9 protein-coding genes are annotated in these 16,202 nt (G+C 73.1%); 7 read left to right on the forward strand and 2 right to left on the reverse strand.

The window, feature by feature from the left end:
• Positions 1 to 81: 81 nt before the first annotated feature.
• Both ACFOY6_RS08590 and ACFOY6_RS08595 read right to left on the reverse strand, forming a co-directional pair.
• A complete protein-coding gene (locus ACFOY6_RS08590; RefSeq protein ID WP_109516683.1) occupies positions 82 to 1,272 on the reverse strand; it encodes an acyl-CoA dehydrogenase in 1,191 nt (396 codons plus the stop codon).
• Positions 1,273 to 1,438: 166 nt separating this feature from the next.
• Positions 1,439 to 3,289: a DEAD/DEAH box helicase gene (locus tag ACFOY6_RS08595; RefSeq protein ID WP_379650186.1), complete on the reverse strand. Its 1,851-nt coding sequence runs from the start codon at positions 3,287 to 3,289 to the stop codon at positions 1,439 to 1,441.
• 265 nt (positions 3,290 to 3,554) lie between these two features.
• On the opposite strand from ACFOY6_RS08595, the gene ACFOY6_RS08600 reads away from it, so the two are divergent.
• The 7 genes from ACFOY6_RS08600 to ACFOY6_RS08630 all read left to right on the forward strand — a co-directional run bounded on the left by ACFOY6_RS08600 (position 3,555) and on the right by ACFOY6_RS08630 (position 16,184).
• Positions 3,555 to 4,253, forward strand: a complete 699-nt coding sequence (locus ACFOY6_RS08600; protein WP_379650140.1) for an alpha/beta fold hydrolase — start codon at positions 3,555 to 3,557, stop codon at positions 4,251 to 4,253.
• Positions 4,254 to 4,376: 123 nt separating this feature from the next.
• Entirely contained in the window at positions 4,377 to 4,709 is a 333-nt protein-coding gene (locus ACFOY6_RS08605; RefSeq protein ID WP_109516685.1) for a hypothetical protein, read from the forward strand.
• A 107-nt stretch (positions 4,710 to 4,816) separates the two neighbouring features.
• Positions 4,817 to 5,854 (forward strand): glycosyl hydrolase family 8, encoded by a 1,038-nt coding sequence (locus ACFOY6_RS08610; protein ID WP_379650143.1) that lies wholly within the window; start codon positions 4,817 to 4,819, stop codon positions 5,852 to 5,854.
• Between the two features lie 104 nt (positions 5,855 to 5,958).
• Positions 5,959 to 6,954, forward strand: a complete 996-nt coding sequence (locus ACFOY6_RS08615; RefSeq protein ID WP_379650145.1) for a hypothetical protein — start codon at positions 5,959 to 5,961, stop codon at positions 6,952 to 6,954.
• Positions 6,955 to 6,968: 14 nt separating this feature from the next.
• On the forward strand, positions 6,969 to 7,799 hold the full coding sequence (locus tag ACFOY6_RS08620) for a cellulose synthase operon protein YhjQ/BcsQ (RefSeq protein ID WP_109516688.1): 831 nt from the start codon (positions 6,969 to 6,971) through the stop codon (positions 7,797 to 7,799).
• Positions 7,800 to 7,803: 4 nt separating this feature from the next.
• A complete protein-coding gene (gene bcsA, locus ACFOY6_RS08625) occupies positions 7,804 to 12,387 on the forward strand; it encodes a UDP-forming cellulose synthase catalytic subunit (protein ID WP_379650148.1) in 4,584 nt (1,527 codons plus the stop codon).
• Positions 12,384 to 16,184, forward strand: a complete 3,801-nt coding sequence (locus ACFOY6_RS08630; protein ID WP_379650150.1) for a cellulose biosynthesis protein BcsC — start codon at positions 12,384 to 12,386, stop codon at positions 16,182 to 16,184. The genes bcsA and ACFOY6_RS08630 overlap by 4 nt, the downstream gene beginning before the upstream one ends.
• Positions 16,185 to 16,202 lie beyond the last annotated feature (18 nt).

Below are 16,202 nucleotides of genomic sequence, written 5' to 3' on the forward strand. Positions count from 1 at the left end.
CCTTCAAACGCAACAAGGGGGGCTTTGCCCCCCTTGGAAACCCCCGACCAGGAACCTGAGGTTCCTGGACCTCCCCTTTGTTCAGCCGAAGGCGTTCAGGCCGGTCTGGGCACGGCCCAGGATCAGCGCGTGCACGTCATGCGTGCCCTCGTAGGTGTTCACCGCCTCGAGGTTCATGACGTGGCGGATGACATGGTACTCGTCGGCGATGCCGTTGCCGCCGTGCATGTCACGCGACACGCGGGCGATGTCGAGCGCCTTGCCGCAGCTGTTGCGCTTGCAGAGGCTGATCATCTCCGGCGCCACGCGGTGCTCGTCGAACAGCCGGCCGAGGCGCAGCACGCTCTGCAGGCCCAGCGTGATCTCGGTCTGCATGTCGGCCAGCTTCTTCTGGACGAGCTGGGTGTTGGCCAGCGGGCGGCCGAACATCTTGCGCTCCATGGTGTAGGTGCGCGCGGCGTGCCAGCAGAACTCGGCCGCCCCCAGCGCGCCCCAGGCGATGCCGTAGCGGGCGCGGTTGAGGCAGGAGAACGGGCCCTTCAGCCCCTTCACGTCCAGCCGGTTCTCCTCCGGGACGAACACCTCCTCCATCATGATCATGCCGGTGGTGGAGGCGCGCAGGCTGAACTTGCCCTCGATCTTCGGCGCGGTCAGGCCCTTCATGCCCTTCTCGAGCACGAAGCCGCGCACGTCGCCCGCATCGTCCTTCGCCCAGACGACGAAGACATCGGCGATCGGGGAGTTGGTGATCCAGGTCTTGGAGCCGGAGACCAGGTAGCCGCCATCCACCTTCTTGGCGCGGGTGCGCATGGAGGAGGGATCGGAGCCGGCATCGGGCTCGGTCAGGCCGAAGCAGCCGACCAGCTCGCCCTTCTGCATCCCCGGCAGCAGCCGGTCCTTCAGCGCGTCCGTGCCATAGGCCCAGATCGGGAACATCGCCAGCGAGGACTGAACCGAGAAGGCGGAGCGGTAGCCGCTGTCCACGCGCTCCACCTCGCGGGCGATCAGCCCGTAGGAGACGTAGTTGACGCCGGCGCAGCCATGGCTGTCGAGTGTCGCGCCCAGGAAGCCCATCTCGCCGAACTCGTTCATGATCTCCCGGTGGAAGACCTCGTGGCGGTTGGCCTCCAGCACGCGCGGGAACAGCTTCTCCTGGCAGTAGTCGCGCGCCGCGTCGCGGATCATGCGCTCATCTTCGGAGAGCTGGTCTTCCAGCAGCAGGGCGTCGTCCCAGACGAAGCTCGGCTTGGCGGCTTGGGTCACGACATTCATGGGGTTTCTCTCCTGCTGGTGCCGGCCCTGCTGGAGCCGGTGTGGGCGCGCATGGGGCCCGGACGCCGATATCGATGGCGGAGAGTGGCCCCGTTGTCCCCGCGCGGCAATCGCCGCCGCCCGCCCCGCCCGTAGCTTCGGGAGGGCCGGGCGGCGCGGTTCGGTCTCAGGCGGCTTCCGCCCCCCGCTCGCTGTCCAGCTCGGCCGGCGACTCGGCGGCGCCGGTATCGCGCTGCGGGCGCGGGATCGGGATGAGCATGAAGGCTGGGACCATGTCGCCGAAGCCGCGCACCGGCGGGCCCAGATCGTCCCGCTCCCGGCGGTTGTCCTCGCGCCGGTGCTCGCGGCGGCGGTCGTCCCGGTCGCGCGGAGCGCGCGCGTCATCCCGCTCGCGCGGAGCGCGTGCCTCATCCCGGTCGCGCGGAATGCGTGCCTCGTCCCGCTCGCGGGGGATGCGGGCTTCGTCCCGCTCGCGCGGAGCGCGTGCCTCCTCGCGCTCGCGCGCGGGGCGTGCCTCCTCGCGGCTCGGGCCGCGCTCGGCGCGCGTCTCGGCGCCCGGCTCCGCCTCGGGGCGCAGGCGATTGGCGCCGCGGCGAACGATCTCCTTTTCGCCGCGCTCCTTCTCGCCCCGGTCCCTCTCGCCCCGGTCCCTCTCGCCCCGGTCCTTCTCGCCCCGGTCCTTCTCGCCCCGGCGCGGCTCGGCGGCACGGCCGCCCTTGCCGGCGGGCCGGCCACGGCCACGCCCGCCACGCGGCGCGGCGGCGGCCTCGGCCAGCTCCTCCTCCGTCACCGGGTCCAGCCCGGGGATCTCGATGCGCGGGATCGGCTTGCCGGTCAGCTTCTCGATCGCTTCCACCAGCTTCACGTCATCGGCGGTGGCGATGGTGTAGGCGCGGCCCTCGCGGCCCGCCCGGCCGGTGCGGCCGATGCGGTGGACATAGTCCTCGTCGCGGAACGGCACGTCGAAGTTGAAGACGTGGGACAGGCCGCCGATGTCGATGCCGCGCGCCGCCACGTCCGAGCAGACCAGCAGCTGCAGCTCGCCCGCCTTGAACTTCTCCAGCGTCGCGAAGCGCACGGACTGCGGCAGGTCGCCATGCAGCGCGCCGGCGGCGAAGCCGTGCTTGCCCAGGCTCTTGTGCAGGATGTCCACGTCGCGCTTGCGATTGCAGAAGATCAGCGCGTTCTGCACGTCCTCGCTGCGGATCAGCCGGCGCAGCGCCTCGCGCTTGTCGTGCGGCTGCACCAGGGCGAGGCCGGCGGTGATGGTGGTGGCCACCGAGGCGGGGGCGGAGACGGTGATGGTCTTGGGGTTCTGCAGGAAGGCATCGGCCAGCCTGCGGATCTCGGGCGCCATGGTGGCGCTGAAGAACAGCGTCTGGCGCAGCGGCGGCAGCATGGAGACGATGCGCTCGACATCGGGGATGAACCCCATGTCCAGCATGCGGTCCGCCTCGTCGATCACCAGCACCTTGCAGTCGGCCAGCATGACGCGGCCGCGGTCGAACAGGTCGAGCAGGCGGCCGGGCGTCGCGATCAGCACGTCCACGCCCTTGTCCAGCACGTCCCGCTGGTCGGACATGCTCTCGCCGCCGATCAGCAGGGCATGGTTCAGCTTCATGTGCTGGCCATACTTGACGAAGTTCTCGGCCACCTGCAGCGCCAGCTCGCGCGTCGGCTCCAGGATCAGGCTGCGCGGCATGCGCGCCTTGGCCCGGCTGCCGGCCAGGATGTCCATCATCGGCAGCACGAAGCTGGCGGTCTTGCCGGTGCCCGTCTGGGCGCAGCCCATCACGTCGCGGCCCATCAGCACCACCGGGATGGCCTGCTCCTGGATCGGCGTGGGGTGCACGTAGCCGGCCTCGGACACGCCGCGCAGCAGGGCCTCGGACAGCCCCAGATCCTCGAAGGTGGCGCGCGGCGGCTCCGGCTCGGCGGGCGAGACAGCGGCCTCGGCCAGCTCGGCGGGCGGCACGGCGGCTTCGGCCGGCACGGGGGGCGTGGCCGGGTTGGTCATGGCATCGGAAAGCTCGTCTTCGGCCACGCGGGGCGCGGTCACGTCAGGCTGATCGCTCAAGGGCAGTCGGTTCCTTCGCCGGCAGGCGGCGGGATGTGTGCGGGCGGCCACGCGAAAGCCACGCGGCCAATCTCCGGATCTCCGAGACCCGCATATGCGCCGCTCGCACCGGCTTGGCAAGGTTTTCCACCGCCCGCCGAGCCATTCCCTGCCGCATTTGGTGTGGTTGCCGGCTTGGCGCCAGGGGCGTAACAGCAGGAGCGTGATGCCGAACCGACACGACCTGCTGCTGCTGCCCGGCCTGCTGTGCGACGCGCGGCTGTGGCGCGACCCGATCGCGGCCCTGGCCGACCTGGCCGAGTGCCAGGTGGCCGACCTGACCCAGGACGACACGCTGCGCGGCATGGCGCTGCGCGCGCTGGAGGCAGCGCCGCCGCGCTTCGCCCTGGCCGGGCTGTCGATGGGCGGCTACGTCGCCTTCGAGATCCTGCGCCTGGCGCCGGAGCGGGTGACGCGGCTGGCGCTGTTCGACACCTCCGCCCGCCCCGACACGGAGGAGGCGGCGCGCCGCCGCCGGGGCCTGATGGCGCTGACCCGCACCGGCCAGTTCCGCGGCGTCACGCCCCGGCTGCTGCCCAGCCTGCTGCACCCCGACGCGGTGGAGGGGCCGCTCGGCCACGAGGTGCGCGCCATGGCCGACCGGGTGGGGCGCGAGGCCTTCCTGCGGCAGCAGCTGGCCATCCTGCAGCGCCCCGACTCCCGGCCGATGCTGCCGGAGATCCGGCTGCCCACCCTGGTCGCGGTGGGGGAGCGGGACATCCTGACCCCGCCCGAGCTGGCCGAGGAGATCGCCGCCGGCATCCCCGGCGCGCGGCTGGAGCGCATCGCGCAATCCGGCCACCTACCGACGATGGAGCAGCCCGCGGCGGCTGCGGCCCTGATGCGGGGCTGGCTCGCCGGCTGAGCCGGCACGCGGCGCGCGCCCGCAAGGCCGGGGGGAGCAGGGAAGGGGAGGGCTGGCGGGGCGGGGGGCGGCGCGCCATCTCAAAGGCTGGACGGCGCGGTGCCGCCCCGGAGGTGCTGCGTCATGCGCATGAAGCTCGGTCTCGTCCTGGCGGGCCTGATGCTGGCGGGGCTGCCGGCCGGTTCCGCCCTGGCCCGGGGCGGGGTCTGGATCGGCATCGGCCCCGCCTACCCGGCCTACCCCGACCCTTATCCCGCCTATCCCTACGCTCCCGTGCCGGCGCCATATCCGCCGCCCGCCTATTCCTATGCCCCGCCGGCCGTCGAGGGGCGGCTGGGGCAGGCCTGCTACGCCGGGCCCTACATGTGCCAGCTCGATCAGCCGGGCTATGTCGGCCAGGCCTGCTCCTGCCCGGCGCGGCCGGGCGAACGCGCCTGGGGGCAGGTGGGCGACTGAGCGCGGCGTCCAGCGAGGCGCCGGGGCGGCCGGCGCCGTAACCAATCGGCAAGGGGCGTGGCCCAACTCTCGGGGCCATGCCGTCGCCCTTCTCCCGGCGCGCCCTGATGGTCGCGCTGGCCACCGCCTCCACGGCCGGCGCGCCCCTGGCCGGTGCTCTGGCCGCCATGCCGGTGCCCGGCGCGCCGCCGCCCGCCCCGCTGCTGGAAGGCTGGCAGCGCTTCCGCCGGGCCTTCCTGCGCCCGGAGGGGCGGGTGGTGGACACCGGCAACCAGGGCGTCTCGCATTCGGAAGGGCAGGGCTGGGCTCTCTATTGTGCCGAGCGCTGCGACGACCGCGTGCATTTCGACCGCATCTGGAACTGGACCCGGCAGGTTCTCTCCCGCCCGCAGGACCGGCTGCTGGCCTGGCGCTACATGCCGGGCGGCATCAACCCCGTGCCCGACCGCAACAACGCCGCCGATGGCGACCTGTTCATCGCCGCATCCCTGCTGCTGGCCGGGCAGCGCTGGGGGGAGGCGGCCTATACCGATGCGGGGGCCGCCATCGCGCGGGACGTGCTGCGCCTGCTGCTGCGCGAGGTGGCGGGGGGCACCGTGCTGCTGCCCGCGCTCGATGGCTTCGAGGCGGCGGACCATGTGGTCCTGAACCCGTCCTACTATGCCTTTCCCATCCTCGGCGTGCTGGCCCGCGCGGTGCCCGATCCGGCCTGGCTGCGCCTGGCGCAGGACGGGCTGGCCCTGCTCCGCCGCGCCCGCTTCGGCCGCTGGAGCCTGCCGCCGGACTGGCTGAGCCTGCGCCGCGCCGATGGCGCGCTCGGCCTGCCGCCGCGCTGGCCGGGCCGCTTCTCCTACGATGCGGTGCGTATCCCCCTCTACCTGTGCTGGGCCGGGCTGGAGGATGAGGCGCCCGTGCAGGCGGCCCGCCAGTTCTGGGCCGATCCGGCGCATGCCTATCCGCCCGCCTGGGTGGATCTGCTCAGCAACCGTACCGCGCCTTATCCGGCCTCGCCGGGCATGCAGGAGATCGGCCGGTGGGTGAGGGAGCTGGCTGGATATCCTTCCGGAGGCATCAGCACCATGCCGCGGCAGGATGATTATTACTCAAATGTCTTAAAAATATTGACAATGTCTGCAAAAACGTAATTTGCCAAATTTCGATACCATTCCGGTTGAATATGTAGGAATGCTGTCTACCACACGGAGGGCGAAGCGGTCATTCTGTGCGGGGTCGGAGGAGCCGGACGGATATGGGGCAGGATGTCGATGTGGCGCGTGTGGCAACTGCGCTGAACATGCCGGGAATCCGGTATCAAACCTTTGGAAACAAGCCGGTCCGCGCGGAGCGGTCAGACAGGCCCGGCGCGATTCTGGCCGCCGTGGCGCCGCCCGTGGAGTCTGAATCGGCTCCCTTGCCACAGCTTCTGGCTGTGCCTGTGAAAGCGGATGAGGCGTGTCTTCCGCAACACGCCGCGCGAAATTCAGAGGTTGCGCGGTCCCCGCAGGTGCAACCGGCTCTGGACCTGGCCCGGCTTTCGACCGTACTCACAAAATTGAGAGTAGAAAGCCCGGTCCCTGCTTCTTCCATGTCCGACCTGCGTGAAGTGTCAACCGATGTGCCGCCCGCCCCGGAACCGTCGGTGACGCCGTTTCCGCTCGGCAAGGTGCTGCCCGCCCCCGCCCCCGCCTCCGCTGCGGCGGCGCCGGAGCCGGGGCAGGCCCAGCAGCCGCAGCCCATGGCCGGCGGCGTGAATCCGGCGGCCATCGCGGCGGCGTTCCAGCCCCGCCCGGCGGCGCCGGTCGTGCGGCCGCTCTTCGCGCCTGTCCCTCCGGTGCCCGCCGCGGCTCCCACACCGCCGCCGCCGGCGCCGCCGCCGCCGATGTTCCCGCCGATGTCTGCTCCGGTCTTCCCTCCGGCCTCCCCTCCGGCGCCGCTGGGAGGTGCTGCTTCGCTGCTGGCCACCCTGCAGGCCACCGCCCCGGAAACCGGCCGGGCGGCACCACGGAGCGGCTTGCTGGCGCAGGTCGGCAGTGCCGCGCCACCGCCGGTGCAGCCCGCCGCGCCATCGCTGCTGGCCGCGCTGGGCGGATCCTTCGCCACGCTGACCGCCGCGCCGCCGCCGCCCGCCTCGCTGGCGGGCCTGTTGCGCAGCCTGGCGGCGCCGGCGCCCCCGCCGGCCGCGGCGCCGGGCAGCAGCCGGCTGGCGGAAATCCTGGGGGGCCTGCGTCCTTCGGATCAGGGCTGAGGGATGCCTGCCCGATGCCATTGATTGCCTTTGCGTCCCCCAAGGGTGGGGTGGGCAAGACGACACTCGCTGCCAATGTGGCCGATGCCCTCTGCCGCAGCGGCCGCTCCGTCCTGCTCCTGGACCTGGACCCGCAGAACGCGCTGCGCCTGCATTTCGGCGTGCCGCTGCACGATACGAGCGGCTTCATGGCTGATCTGCCGCGCCGGCCTGACTGGCGCGCGCAGGTCCGCCGCACCGCATCGGGCGTGCTGCTGCTGCCGCATGGCGCCATGGAGCTGCGCGCCGTGCTGGAGCAGTCCCTCCTGCTGGAGCGTGAGCCCGCCCTGCTGGCCGCCCCCCTGCGCGAGATGCTGGCCGACCCGCAGCTTCTGGTGCTGGCCGACCTGCCGCCCGGCCCCTCCCAGGTTCTGGCGGTGGTCGCGCCGCTGGCCGCCATCATCGTGACGGTGCTGCAGAGCGAGGCGATCAGCGCCGCCATACTGGACGAGGTGGAGAGCGGGCGCTTCCTGGGCGGCGGCACCCTGGCCGCGCTCTATGCCGGGCGGCTGCAATTCATCCTGAACGGCGTCGATCTGCGCGCGCGCCTCTCGCGCAGCGCGGCGGAGGTCGTGGCGCGCCACCTGGGGCCGCGCCTGCTCGGCGCCGTCAGCCGCGACGAGGCGGTGGCCGAGGCGCTGTCGGAGATGCGCCTGGTGCAGGAGGTGGCGCCGGCCTGCGCGGCGGCGGGCGATCTTCGCCACGTCGCGCGCGCGATCGAGATGCTGTTGCCGGTCATGCCCGAGCCGGCGCCCGCGGCTCCCGCCGCCGGTCCGCTATCCGGGCTGTTGCGGGGAGGGTGGTAAAGCGATGCGGCGTTTCCGCGGGCTGATGGCGCGCCTGCCGCTGATGAGCGGCGCGATGGCGCTCCTCGGGGCCTTCCTGGGTTTCATCTTCGTGGTCTCTCCCCTGGCGCCGATGGAGCAGCTTGCCCTGGCGGGGGCGGGGCTCCTCGTGTTCCTGCTGGTCTCGCGCGTTCCGGGGCGTGGCGCGCTGTTCTTCCTGGTGGCGCTCTCCACCCTGATGTCGCTGCGCTACCTCTACTGGCGGCTGACCGAGACGCTGGACTATGGCGGCTTCATCGGCACCTTCCTCGGCACCGGCCTGCTGCTGGCCGAGATCTATGCCGTCATCGCGCTGCTGCTCTCCTACTTCCAGCAGCTCTGGCCGCTGGAGCGCAAGCCGGTGCCCCTGCCGGCGGACCCGGCAGAGTGGCCGGTCGTCGACGTCTTCATCCCCAGCTACAACGAGCCGCTCGAGGTGGTGCGCCCGGCCGTGTTCGGCGCCATGGCGATGGACTGGCCGCGCGACAAGCTGAACGTCTACATCCTCGATGACGGGCGGCGGGAGGATTTCCGCAAGTTCGCCGAGGAGATCGGCTGCGGCTACATGATCCGCCCCGACAACAAGGGCGCCAAGGCCGGCAACATCAACCACGCCACCGCCAAGACGAACGGCGAATACATCGTCATCTTCGACTGCGACCATGTGGCGACCCGCGCCTTCCTGCAGCTCACCATCGGCTGGATGGTGCGCGACCGCGGCATCGGCATGCTGCAGACGCCGCACCATTTCTACTCGCCCGATCCGTTCGAGCGGAACCTCGCCTCCGGCAAGAGCATCCCGAACGAGGGGCTGCTCTTCTACGGCTTGGTGCAGCAGGGCAACGACCTCTGGAACGCGACCTTCTTCTGCGGCTCCTGCGCCGTGCTGCGGCGCACCGCCCTGGAGGAGGTGGGCGGCGTGCCGACCGAGACGGTGACGGAGGACTGCCACTGCTCGCTGAAGATGCAGCGGCTGGGCTGGCGCACCGCCTATCTGCGCGTGCCGCTGGCCGCCGGGCTGGCCACGGACCGCCTGATCGCGCATATCGGCCAGCGCATGCGCTGGGCGCGCGGCATGGTGCAGATCTTCCGCGTCGACAACCCGCTGCTGGGGCCGGGGCTGAAGCTATACCAGCGGCTCTGCTACCTCAACGCGCAGTGGCACTTCCTCTTTCCGCTGCCGCGCTTCGTCTTCCTCACCGCGCCGCTGGCCTTCCTGCTGTTCGGGCAGAGCATCATCGCCGCCTCGCCGCTGGCGATCCTGGCCTATGCCGGGCCGCATATCTTCCACTCCATCGGCACCAACAGCCGGCTGCAGGGCAAGGTGCGGCACAGCTTCTGGTCGGAGATCTACGAGACGGTGCTGGCGCTCTACCTGCTGCCGGTGGTGCTGGCCACGCTGTTCGACCCGAAGAAGGGCAAGTTCAACGTCACCGACAAGGGCGGCACGCTGGACGAGGGCTATTTCGACCTGCGCGCCGTGGCCGCCAACTTCGTGCTGGCCATCGTGCTGGTGCTGGGCCTGCTGTCCGGCATCTACGGCATGGCGGCGAACCCGCTCACCAGCCTGGAATTCCAGGCCAACGCGCTGAACTCCATCTGGGTCGTGCTGTCGCTCGTCACCGTCATGGCCGGCCTCGCCGTGGGGCGCGAGCGGCGGCAGGTGCGGGAGCGCCACCGCGTGCATGCGCGCCTGCCCGTCACCGCCGTGCTGTCTGATGGCCGGCGCCTGCCGGGCGAGAGCGTCGATGTCTCGCTGGGCGGCGCCGCGCTGATGCTGGAGAGCCAGGAGGAGATCGCCCGCGAGACGCGGCTGCACCTGGAATTCGACACCGGGCCGGAGCGCATCCTGCTGCCGGCGGAGGTGCTGCGCTGGCAGGACGGCCGGCTGCAGGCCCGCTTCGAGCCACAAGGGCTGATGGATGAAGGCAATATTGTCCGCGTCGTGCTCGGCCGCGCCGATGCCTGGCTGGATTGGGACCATGTGCGGCCCGACCGCCCGCTGCGTGCGCTGGTGGAGGTCGCGGTGAGCATCACCGGCCTGTTCCGTGGCGACAGCCAGATCTCGTTGCGTGCCCGCCGCAACCGCCGCGCCGCCAAGACGCGCACCGAGGGCAGCCGCGCCCCCGCCAGGCCGGCCGATGCGGCCAAGGCGCGCCGGGCCGCCGCGCTGCTGCTGGCCGCGGGCCTCGCCTGGCCCGCCGCGGCCGGGGCGCAGCGGCCTCAGGCACCGCCGCCGACGCCGCCGCCCGGCATGCCGCAGGCGGCGCCTTCCTTCGCGCCGCCGCCTGCCTCCGCCCAGCAGCCCGGCTTCGTCCAGCAGCCCGGCTTCGTCCAGCAGCCCGGCTTTGCCCCGCCGCAGGGGGCCGCCCCAGTGGCGCCGCTGCCCGGCGGCGCGCCCTTCGCCACCCCGCCCGACCAGGGCAATGTCCGCATCCAGAGCCGCACGCTGCGGCAGCTCGGCCTCGGCGGGCCGATGCAGCTGCGCGGCACCTCGGACCTGCAGGGCGTGCTGTTCGGCATCCGCTCGGACGAGGTGGTGACCGGCGCGCGGCTGGTGCTGCAGGGCGCCACCAGCCCGGCGCTGATCCCCGAGCTGAGCCAGATCGCCATCACGCTGAACGAGCAGTTCGTCGGCACCATCACGCCCGACCGGACGCGCCCCTCCTTCGGGCCGCTCGAGTTCCCGGTGAACCCGGTCTACTTCGCCGACGTCAACCGGCTGAACTTCCGCTTCACCGGCCGCTACGCGGTGGAGTGCAACGACCCGCTCTCCGGCCTGCTCTGGTCCACCGTCTCCGACCTCTCCACCCTGCACCTGACGGTCGAGCGCCTGCCGCTGGCGCGCGACCTGGCGCGGCTGCCGGAGCCTTTCTTCGACCGCCGCCTGCGGAGCGAGCCGCTCACCCTGCCGGTGGTGCTGCCCGACACGGCCGGCAACGAGCTGGTGCGCGCCGCCGCCATCGCCAGCTCGTGGTTCGCCGTGCAGGCCGATTATCGCGGCGCCAACTTCCCCGTCAGCAGCAGCGTGCCGCCGCGCGGCAACGCCATGGTGATGGTGGCGGGGCAGGAAACCGTGCCCGGCCTGGCCCTGCCGCGGATGGAGGGCCCAACCCTCGCCGTGGTGCCGAACCCGGCCGATCCCGGCGCCACGCTGCTGGTGGTGGGCGGGCGCACCGCCGCCGATGCGGTGGCGGCGGCGCAGGCGCTGGCGGTCGGCCAGCAGGCGCTCTCGGGCGAGCTCGCCCTGGTGCAGCCGCCGGAGCTGGCGGCGCGCCAGCCCTATGACGCGCCGCGCTGGATCGACAGCAACCGCCCCGTGCGCTTCGGCGAGCTGGTCGATCCGTCCGAGCTGCAGAGCTACGGCTTCGCGCCCGGCAACATCGCCATCCCCTTCCGCACCGCCCCCGACCTCTACACCTGGCGCGACCGCGCCCTGCCGGTGGAGCTGCGCTTCCGCGCGCCGCCCGGCCCCATCACCGACGTGGCGGTCTCGCGCCTCGACGTGGCGCTGAACAACCTCTACCTGCACTCCTTCCCGCTGCGCGAGATGGAGCCGGGCTGGCCCTGGAACTGGCTGGCGCGGCAGACCGGCCTCGGCCCCACCGGCGACCGCGGCCGGGGCGAGGTGGGGCTGCCGCCCTATCTGGTGTTCGGCCAGAACGAGCTGCAGCTGCGCTTCGACATGCGGCCGCTGAACCGCGGCGACTGCATCTCCATCCCCGGCGACGTGCGCGCCTCGATCGACCCGGACAGCACCATCGATCTCTCGCGCGCCTACCGCTTCACCGAGATGCCGAACCTCGCCTACTTCGCCGGCGCCGGTTACCCCTACACGCGGCTGGCCGATTTCTCGACCACCGCCCTGGTGCTGCCCGACCGCGCCAACACGCTGGAGCTTTCCACCGCCCTGGCGCTGGTGGGCCGGCTGGCCGCCAATGTCGGCCATGCCGCCACCCAGATCCAGGTCACCCGCCCCGGCACGCTGGAGCAGATGGCCGAGCGCGACCTGCTGGTGGTGGGCTCGCTCGGCCGCCAGCAGGCGCTGGCTGCGCTGCTGCGGCAGGACGGGCCGGTGCGTGTGGAGGGCAACCGCATCACCATGGCGCTGCCCGGCGCGCTGGAAGGCTTCCGCAACCTCTTCATCAGCGATGACCGCCTGCGCGACCGCCAGCGGATGGAGGCGGTGCTGGCCTCCCCCGGCGAGGCGATGGGTATGCTCGCGGGCTTCGAGAGCCCGCTGCGCGCCGGCCGCTCGGTGGTGGCCATCAGCGGCACCAGCCCGCAGGGGATGGAGGCGATGCTGGGCGCGCTGCGCGACCCGGCGCTGGTGCCGCTGATCCAGGGCGACCTGGCGCTGCTTTCCGGCGGCCGGGTGACCTCCTTCAAGACCACGGCCAGCTACACGCTGGGGGACCTGCCGCTGCATCTCTGGCCGCAGTTCTGGCTGGGCAAGCGGCCGGACATGCTGCTAGGCCTCGCCCTGCTGGCGTCCCTGCTCATTGCCATACCGACCTACTGGCTGCTGCGCCGCCGGGCCGCCCGCCGTCTGAGGACCAGGACGCCATGACCGGATTCCGCTCCCGCCTCCTGGCCACGGTCGTCACGGCGGCATTCCTGCCCCTGCTGCCCGCTGCCCCGGCGCGCGCGCAGGACAATGCCATCGGCGTCCTGCTGGAGCAGGCCAATTTCTGGCGCGCCCAGAACCGCCCCGACCGCGCGCTGCAGACGCTGGAGCGGGTGCTCGCGGTCGAGCCCAACAATGTGGACGCGCTCTCCGCCGCCGCCGCCGCCCAGGCGGAGAACGGCAACCGCGCGGAGGCGGACCGGCTGCTGGCGCGCATCCGCCAGCTCGCGCCCGCCGATCCGCGCCTGTCGGATGCCGCCCTCTCGGTGCGCGGCGCCACCGCCGATCCCGGCGCGGTGGCCGAGGCGCGGCGGCTGGCGCAGGCCGGCCAGCAGGCCCAGGCGGTGGCGCGCTACCGCCAGATGTTCGGCGGCAACACCCCGCCCGATGCCTACGCCGTCGAGTACTACCAGGCCCTGGCCGGCACGCAGGAAGGCTATGCCGAGGCGCGCAACGCCATGGAGCGCCTGGCTGAGAGCCGCCCCAACGACACCCGGCTGGCCCTGGCCTACGCGCAGATCCTGACCTACCGCGAGGGCTCCCGCGCCGAGGGCATCCGCCGCCTCCAGGCCCTGGCGGAGCGGCAGGACAGCGGCGATGCGGCGCGCGCCGCCTGGCGGGAGGCGCTGCTGTGGCAGGGGCCGAACCCCGACGCCGCCCCCGCCATCGAGGAATACCTGCGCGCCAACCCGAATGACGCGGCGCTGCGCCAGCGCCTGCAGGAGGCGCGCAACCCCCCCGCCGGGCCGGTGGACGAGGTCGGGCAGGCCCGCATCGCCGGCTTCGAGGCGCTGAATGCCGGCCGCCTGGCGGAGGCCTCGCAATCCTTCGAAAGCGTGCTGGCGCAGAACCCGGGCGACCCGGACGCCACCGGCGGGCTGGGCGTGGTGCGGCTGCGCCAGGGCCGCACCGCCGAGGCGCGCCGCCTGCTCACCGCCGCCATCGCCGCCGACCCGCAGGAGGGCCGCCGCAAATGGGGCCGGGCGCTGGACGGCGCCAACTACACCAGCGAGCTGACCCAGGCCCGCGGCCTGATCCAGCGTGGCCAGCTCGAGCAGGCGGAGACGCTGCTGCTGGCCGCCACCCGCCGCGAGAGCGGCGAGCGCGCCGATGCCGAGGCGCTGCTGGGCGACCTGGCGCTGCGCCGCAACGACCCGCAGGGCGCCGAGCAGCGCTACCGCGCCGCCCTGTCCCGCCGGCCCAACCTGAACAACGCCGTGGCCGGGCTCTACGACGCGCTGCAGCAGCAGGGCCGCTTCGCCGAGGCCGAGCAGCTCGCCGCGCAGCATGGCGGCGCCTTCGCCTCGACGGTCGCCACGCAGCGGGCCGAATCGCTGCGCGCCGAGGCCTCCCGCAGCAGCGACCCGGGGGCCGCCTTGGCGCTGCTGCGGGCCGCGCAGCAGGCCACCCCGGACAATCCCTGGATCGCCCTCGACCTCGCCCGTGCCCTGGCCCGCCAGGGGGAGCCGCTGGAGGGCCGCGCGGTGCTGGACCGGCTGGCCGCCACCGGCAAGCCGGAGGCGCTGCACGCCGCCGCCCTCTTCGCCGGCGAGGAAGGCCGGGTGCAGGATGCCGCCCGCCTGATCGAGCGCATCCCCGACCGGCTGCGCAGCGCCGACCAGACGCGCCTGCTGCGCGGCGTGCGCATCCAGCAGCAGGTGGCCGCCGCCGCCGAGCCGGCCCAGTACGGCCAGCCGGAGGAGGCGCGGCGCCGGCTGATGGCGCTCGCCGCCCGCCCCGACCCCAGCGGCGAGACGCCGCGGCTGGTGGTGGAGGCGCTGGCGGGGCTGGGAGACACGCGCGGCGCGGCGGAGGCGGCACGCGTCGCCCTCGCGGTCAACCGCGCGGCGCCGCCCTCCGGGCGCATCGCCCTGGCCAACGCGCTGCTGGAAGGCGGACTGGAGGCGGACGCCAACCAGCTGGCCCTGCAACTCGCCCAGGACCCGCGCCTGACCGCCGATGAGCGCCGCCAGCTGGCCGGGCTGCAGGCCGGCGTCGCCATCCGCGCCAGCGACAAGCTGAACGAGCAGGGCAACCAGGCCGCCGCCTATGACCGGCTGGTGCCCGCGCTGCGGCAGGACCCGCAGAACGCCCAGGCCAACCTGGCGCTCGCCCGCCTCTACCAGGGCGCGCGCGAGCCGCGCGAGGCGCAGCGCATCGCCGAGGCGGTGCTGCTGCGCGACCCGCGCAACCTGGATGCCCGTGCCGGCGCCATCGATGCCGCCCTGGCGCTGGGCCAGAACGCCCGCGCCGAGGCGCTGCTGACCGATGGCCGCGCCATGGCCCCGAACGATCCGCGCCTGACCATGCTGGAGGCGCGGCTGGCCCGCGCCGCCGGCAATCCGCGCCGCGCCCGCGCCGCGCTGGAGCTGGCGGCCGAGCAGCGCCGCAGCCAGCTCGGCCTCGGTGCCGGCGCGCCCGCCGGCGCGGCAGGGATGGGCGGCGCCGCCCCCTCCGGCGCCGCGGCCGGCCTGCCGGAGAATCCGTTCCGCCGCGTCGCCCTCGCCGGCTCCGGAATGGCCGCCTCCGGCTATGCCGGCGGCCTCGCCACCGCCGCGCCGGCCGATCCGGTGCTGGCGCAGATCCAGCGCGAGCTGGCCCAGGTGCGGGAGGAGGCGGCGACGATCGCCACGCCTGGCTTCAATTTCCGCACCCGCTCCGGCGAGGCGGGGCTCGACCAGCTCACCGAGTTCGGCGCGGGGGCGGAGGTCTCCACCGCCATGCCGGGCCTCGGCGGGCGGGTGGCGCTGCGGGCGCAGGCCGTCAACATCGATGCCGGCAGCATGGCGCAGGACACCGGCACGCTGCGCCGCTACGGCAGCAACGCGCTGCGGCTGCCGGGGCAGGGGGTTGCCGTCGCCCCGGCGGTGGCGCGGGCGGTGACGCCCACCGACACCTCGGCCGCCGGCGTCTCCTTCGCCGCGGGCTACACGCGGCCGAACTTCTCGCTCGATGTCGGCACCACGCCGCTGGGCTTCCGCAAGCAGAACGTGCTGGGCGGCGTCGAGGTGGCGCCGGCGCTGACCGACAGCCTGCGCCTGCGCGTGACGGCCGAGCGCCGCGCCATGACCGACACGATGCTCTCCTGGGCCGGCATGCGGGACCGCAGCACCGGGCAGGTCTGGGGTGGCGTGGTGCGCAACACCGCGCGCGGCCAGTTCGAATTCGCCGTGGGCGATACCAACTTCTATGTCGGCGGCGGCTACTCGACGCTGGAGGGCGATGGCGTCGCCGACAACACCCGCATCGAGGCCGGGGCGGGCCTCAGCCATGCCCTGTTCCGCCGGCCGGATGAGGAGCTGGTGACCGGCCTGGATCTCGTCTACCAGGCCTACGACAAGAACCTTCGCCTCTTCACCCTCGGCCATGGCGGCTATTACAGCCCGCAATCCTATCTCGGTGCCTCGGTGCCGCTGGATTACCGGGCGCGCGTGGGAGATTTCCACTACCGCATCGGCGGCACGGTCGGCATCGCCTCCTGGCGGGAGGACCGTGCGCCCTACTTCCCCACGGACGCCGCCTCGCAGGCACGGCTGGAGGCGCAGGCCGCCTCCGATGCCACTGTCAGCGCATTCTATCCCGGGCAGTCGCAGACCGGCTTCGCCGGCGGCGTGCGGGGCGATCTGGAATACAGCCTGACACCGGCGCTCCGCCTCGGTGCGGCGCTGCGTTACGACAAATCCGCCGATTGGAGCGAGGCGCGCGGTCTGCTGTATGCCCGCTATCGGCTCGACCAGTGAGGCCAGGGAGGGCCAAGC

Source organism: Teichococcus aestuarii, from assembly GCF_042651065.1.
Classification (GTDB): domain Bacteria; phylum Pseudomonadota; class Alphaproteobacteria; order Acetobacterales; family Acetobacteraceae; genus Pseudoroseomonas; species Pseudoroseomonas aestuarii.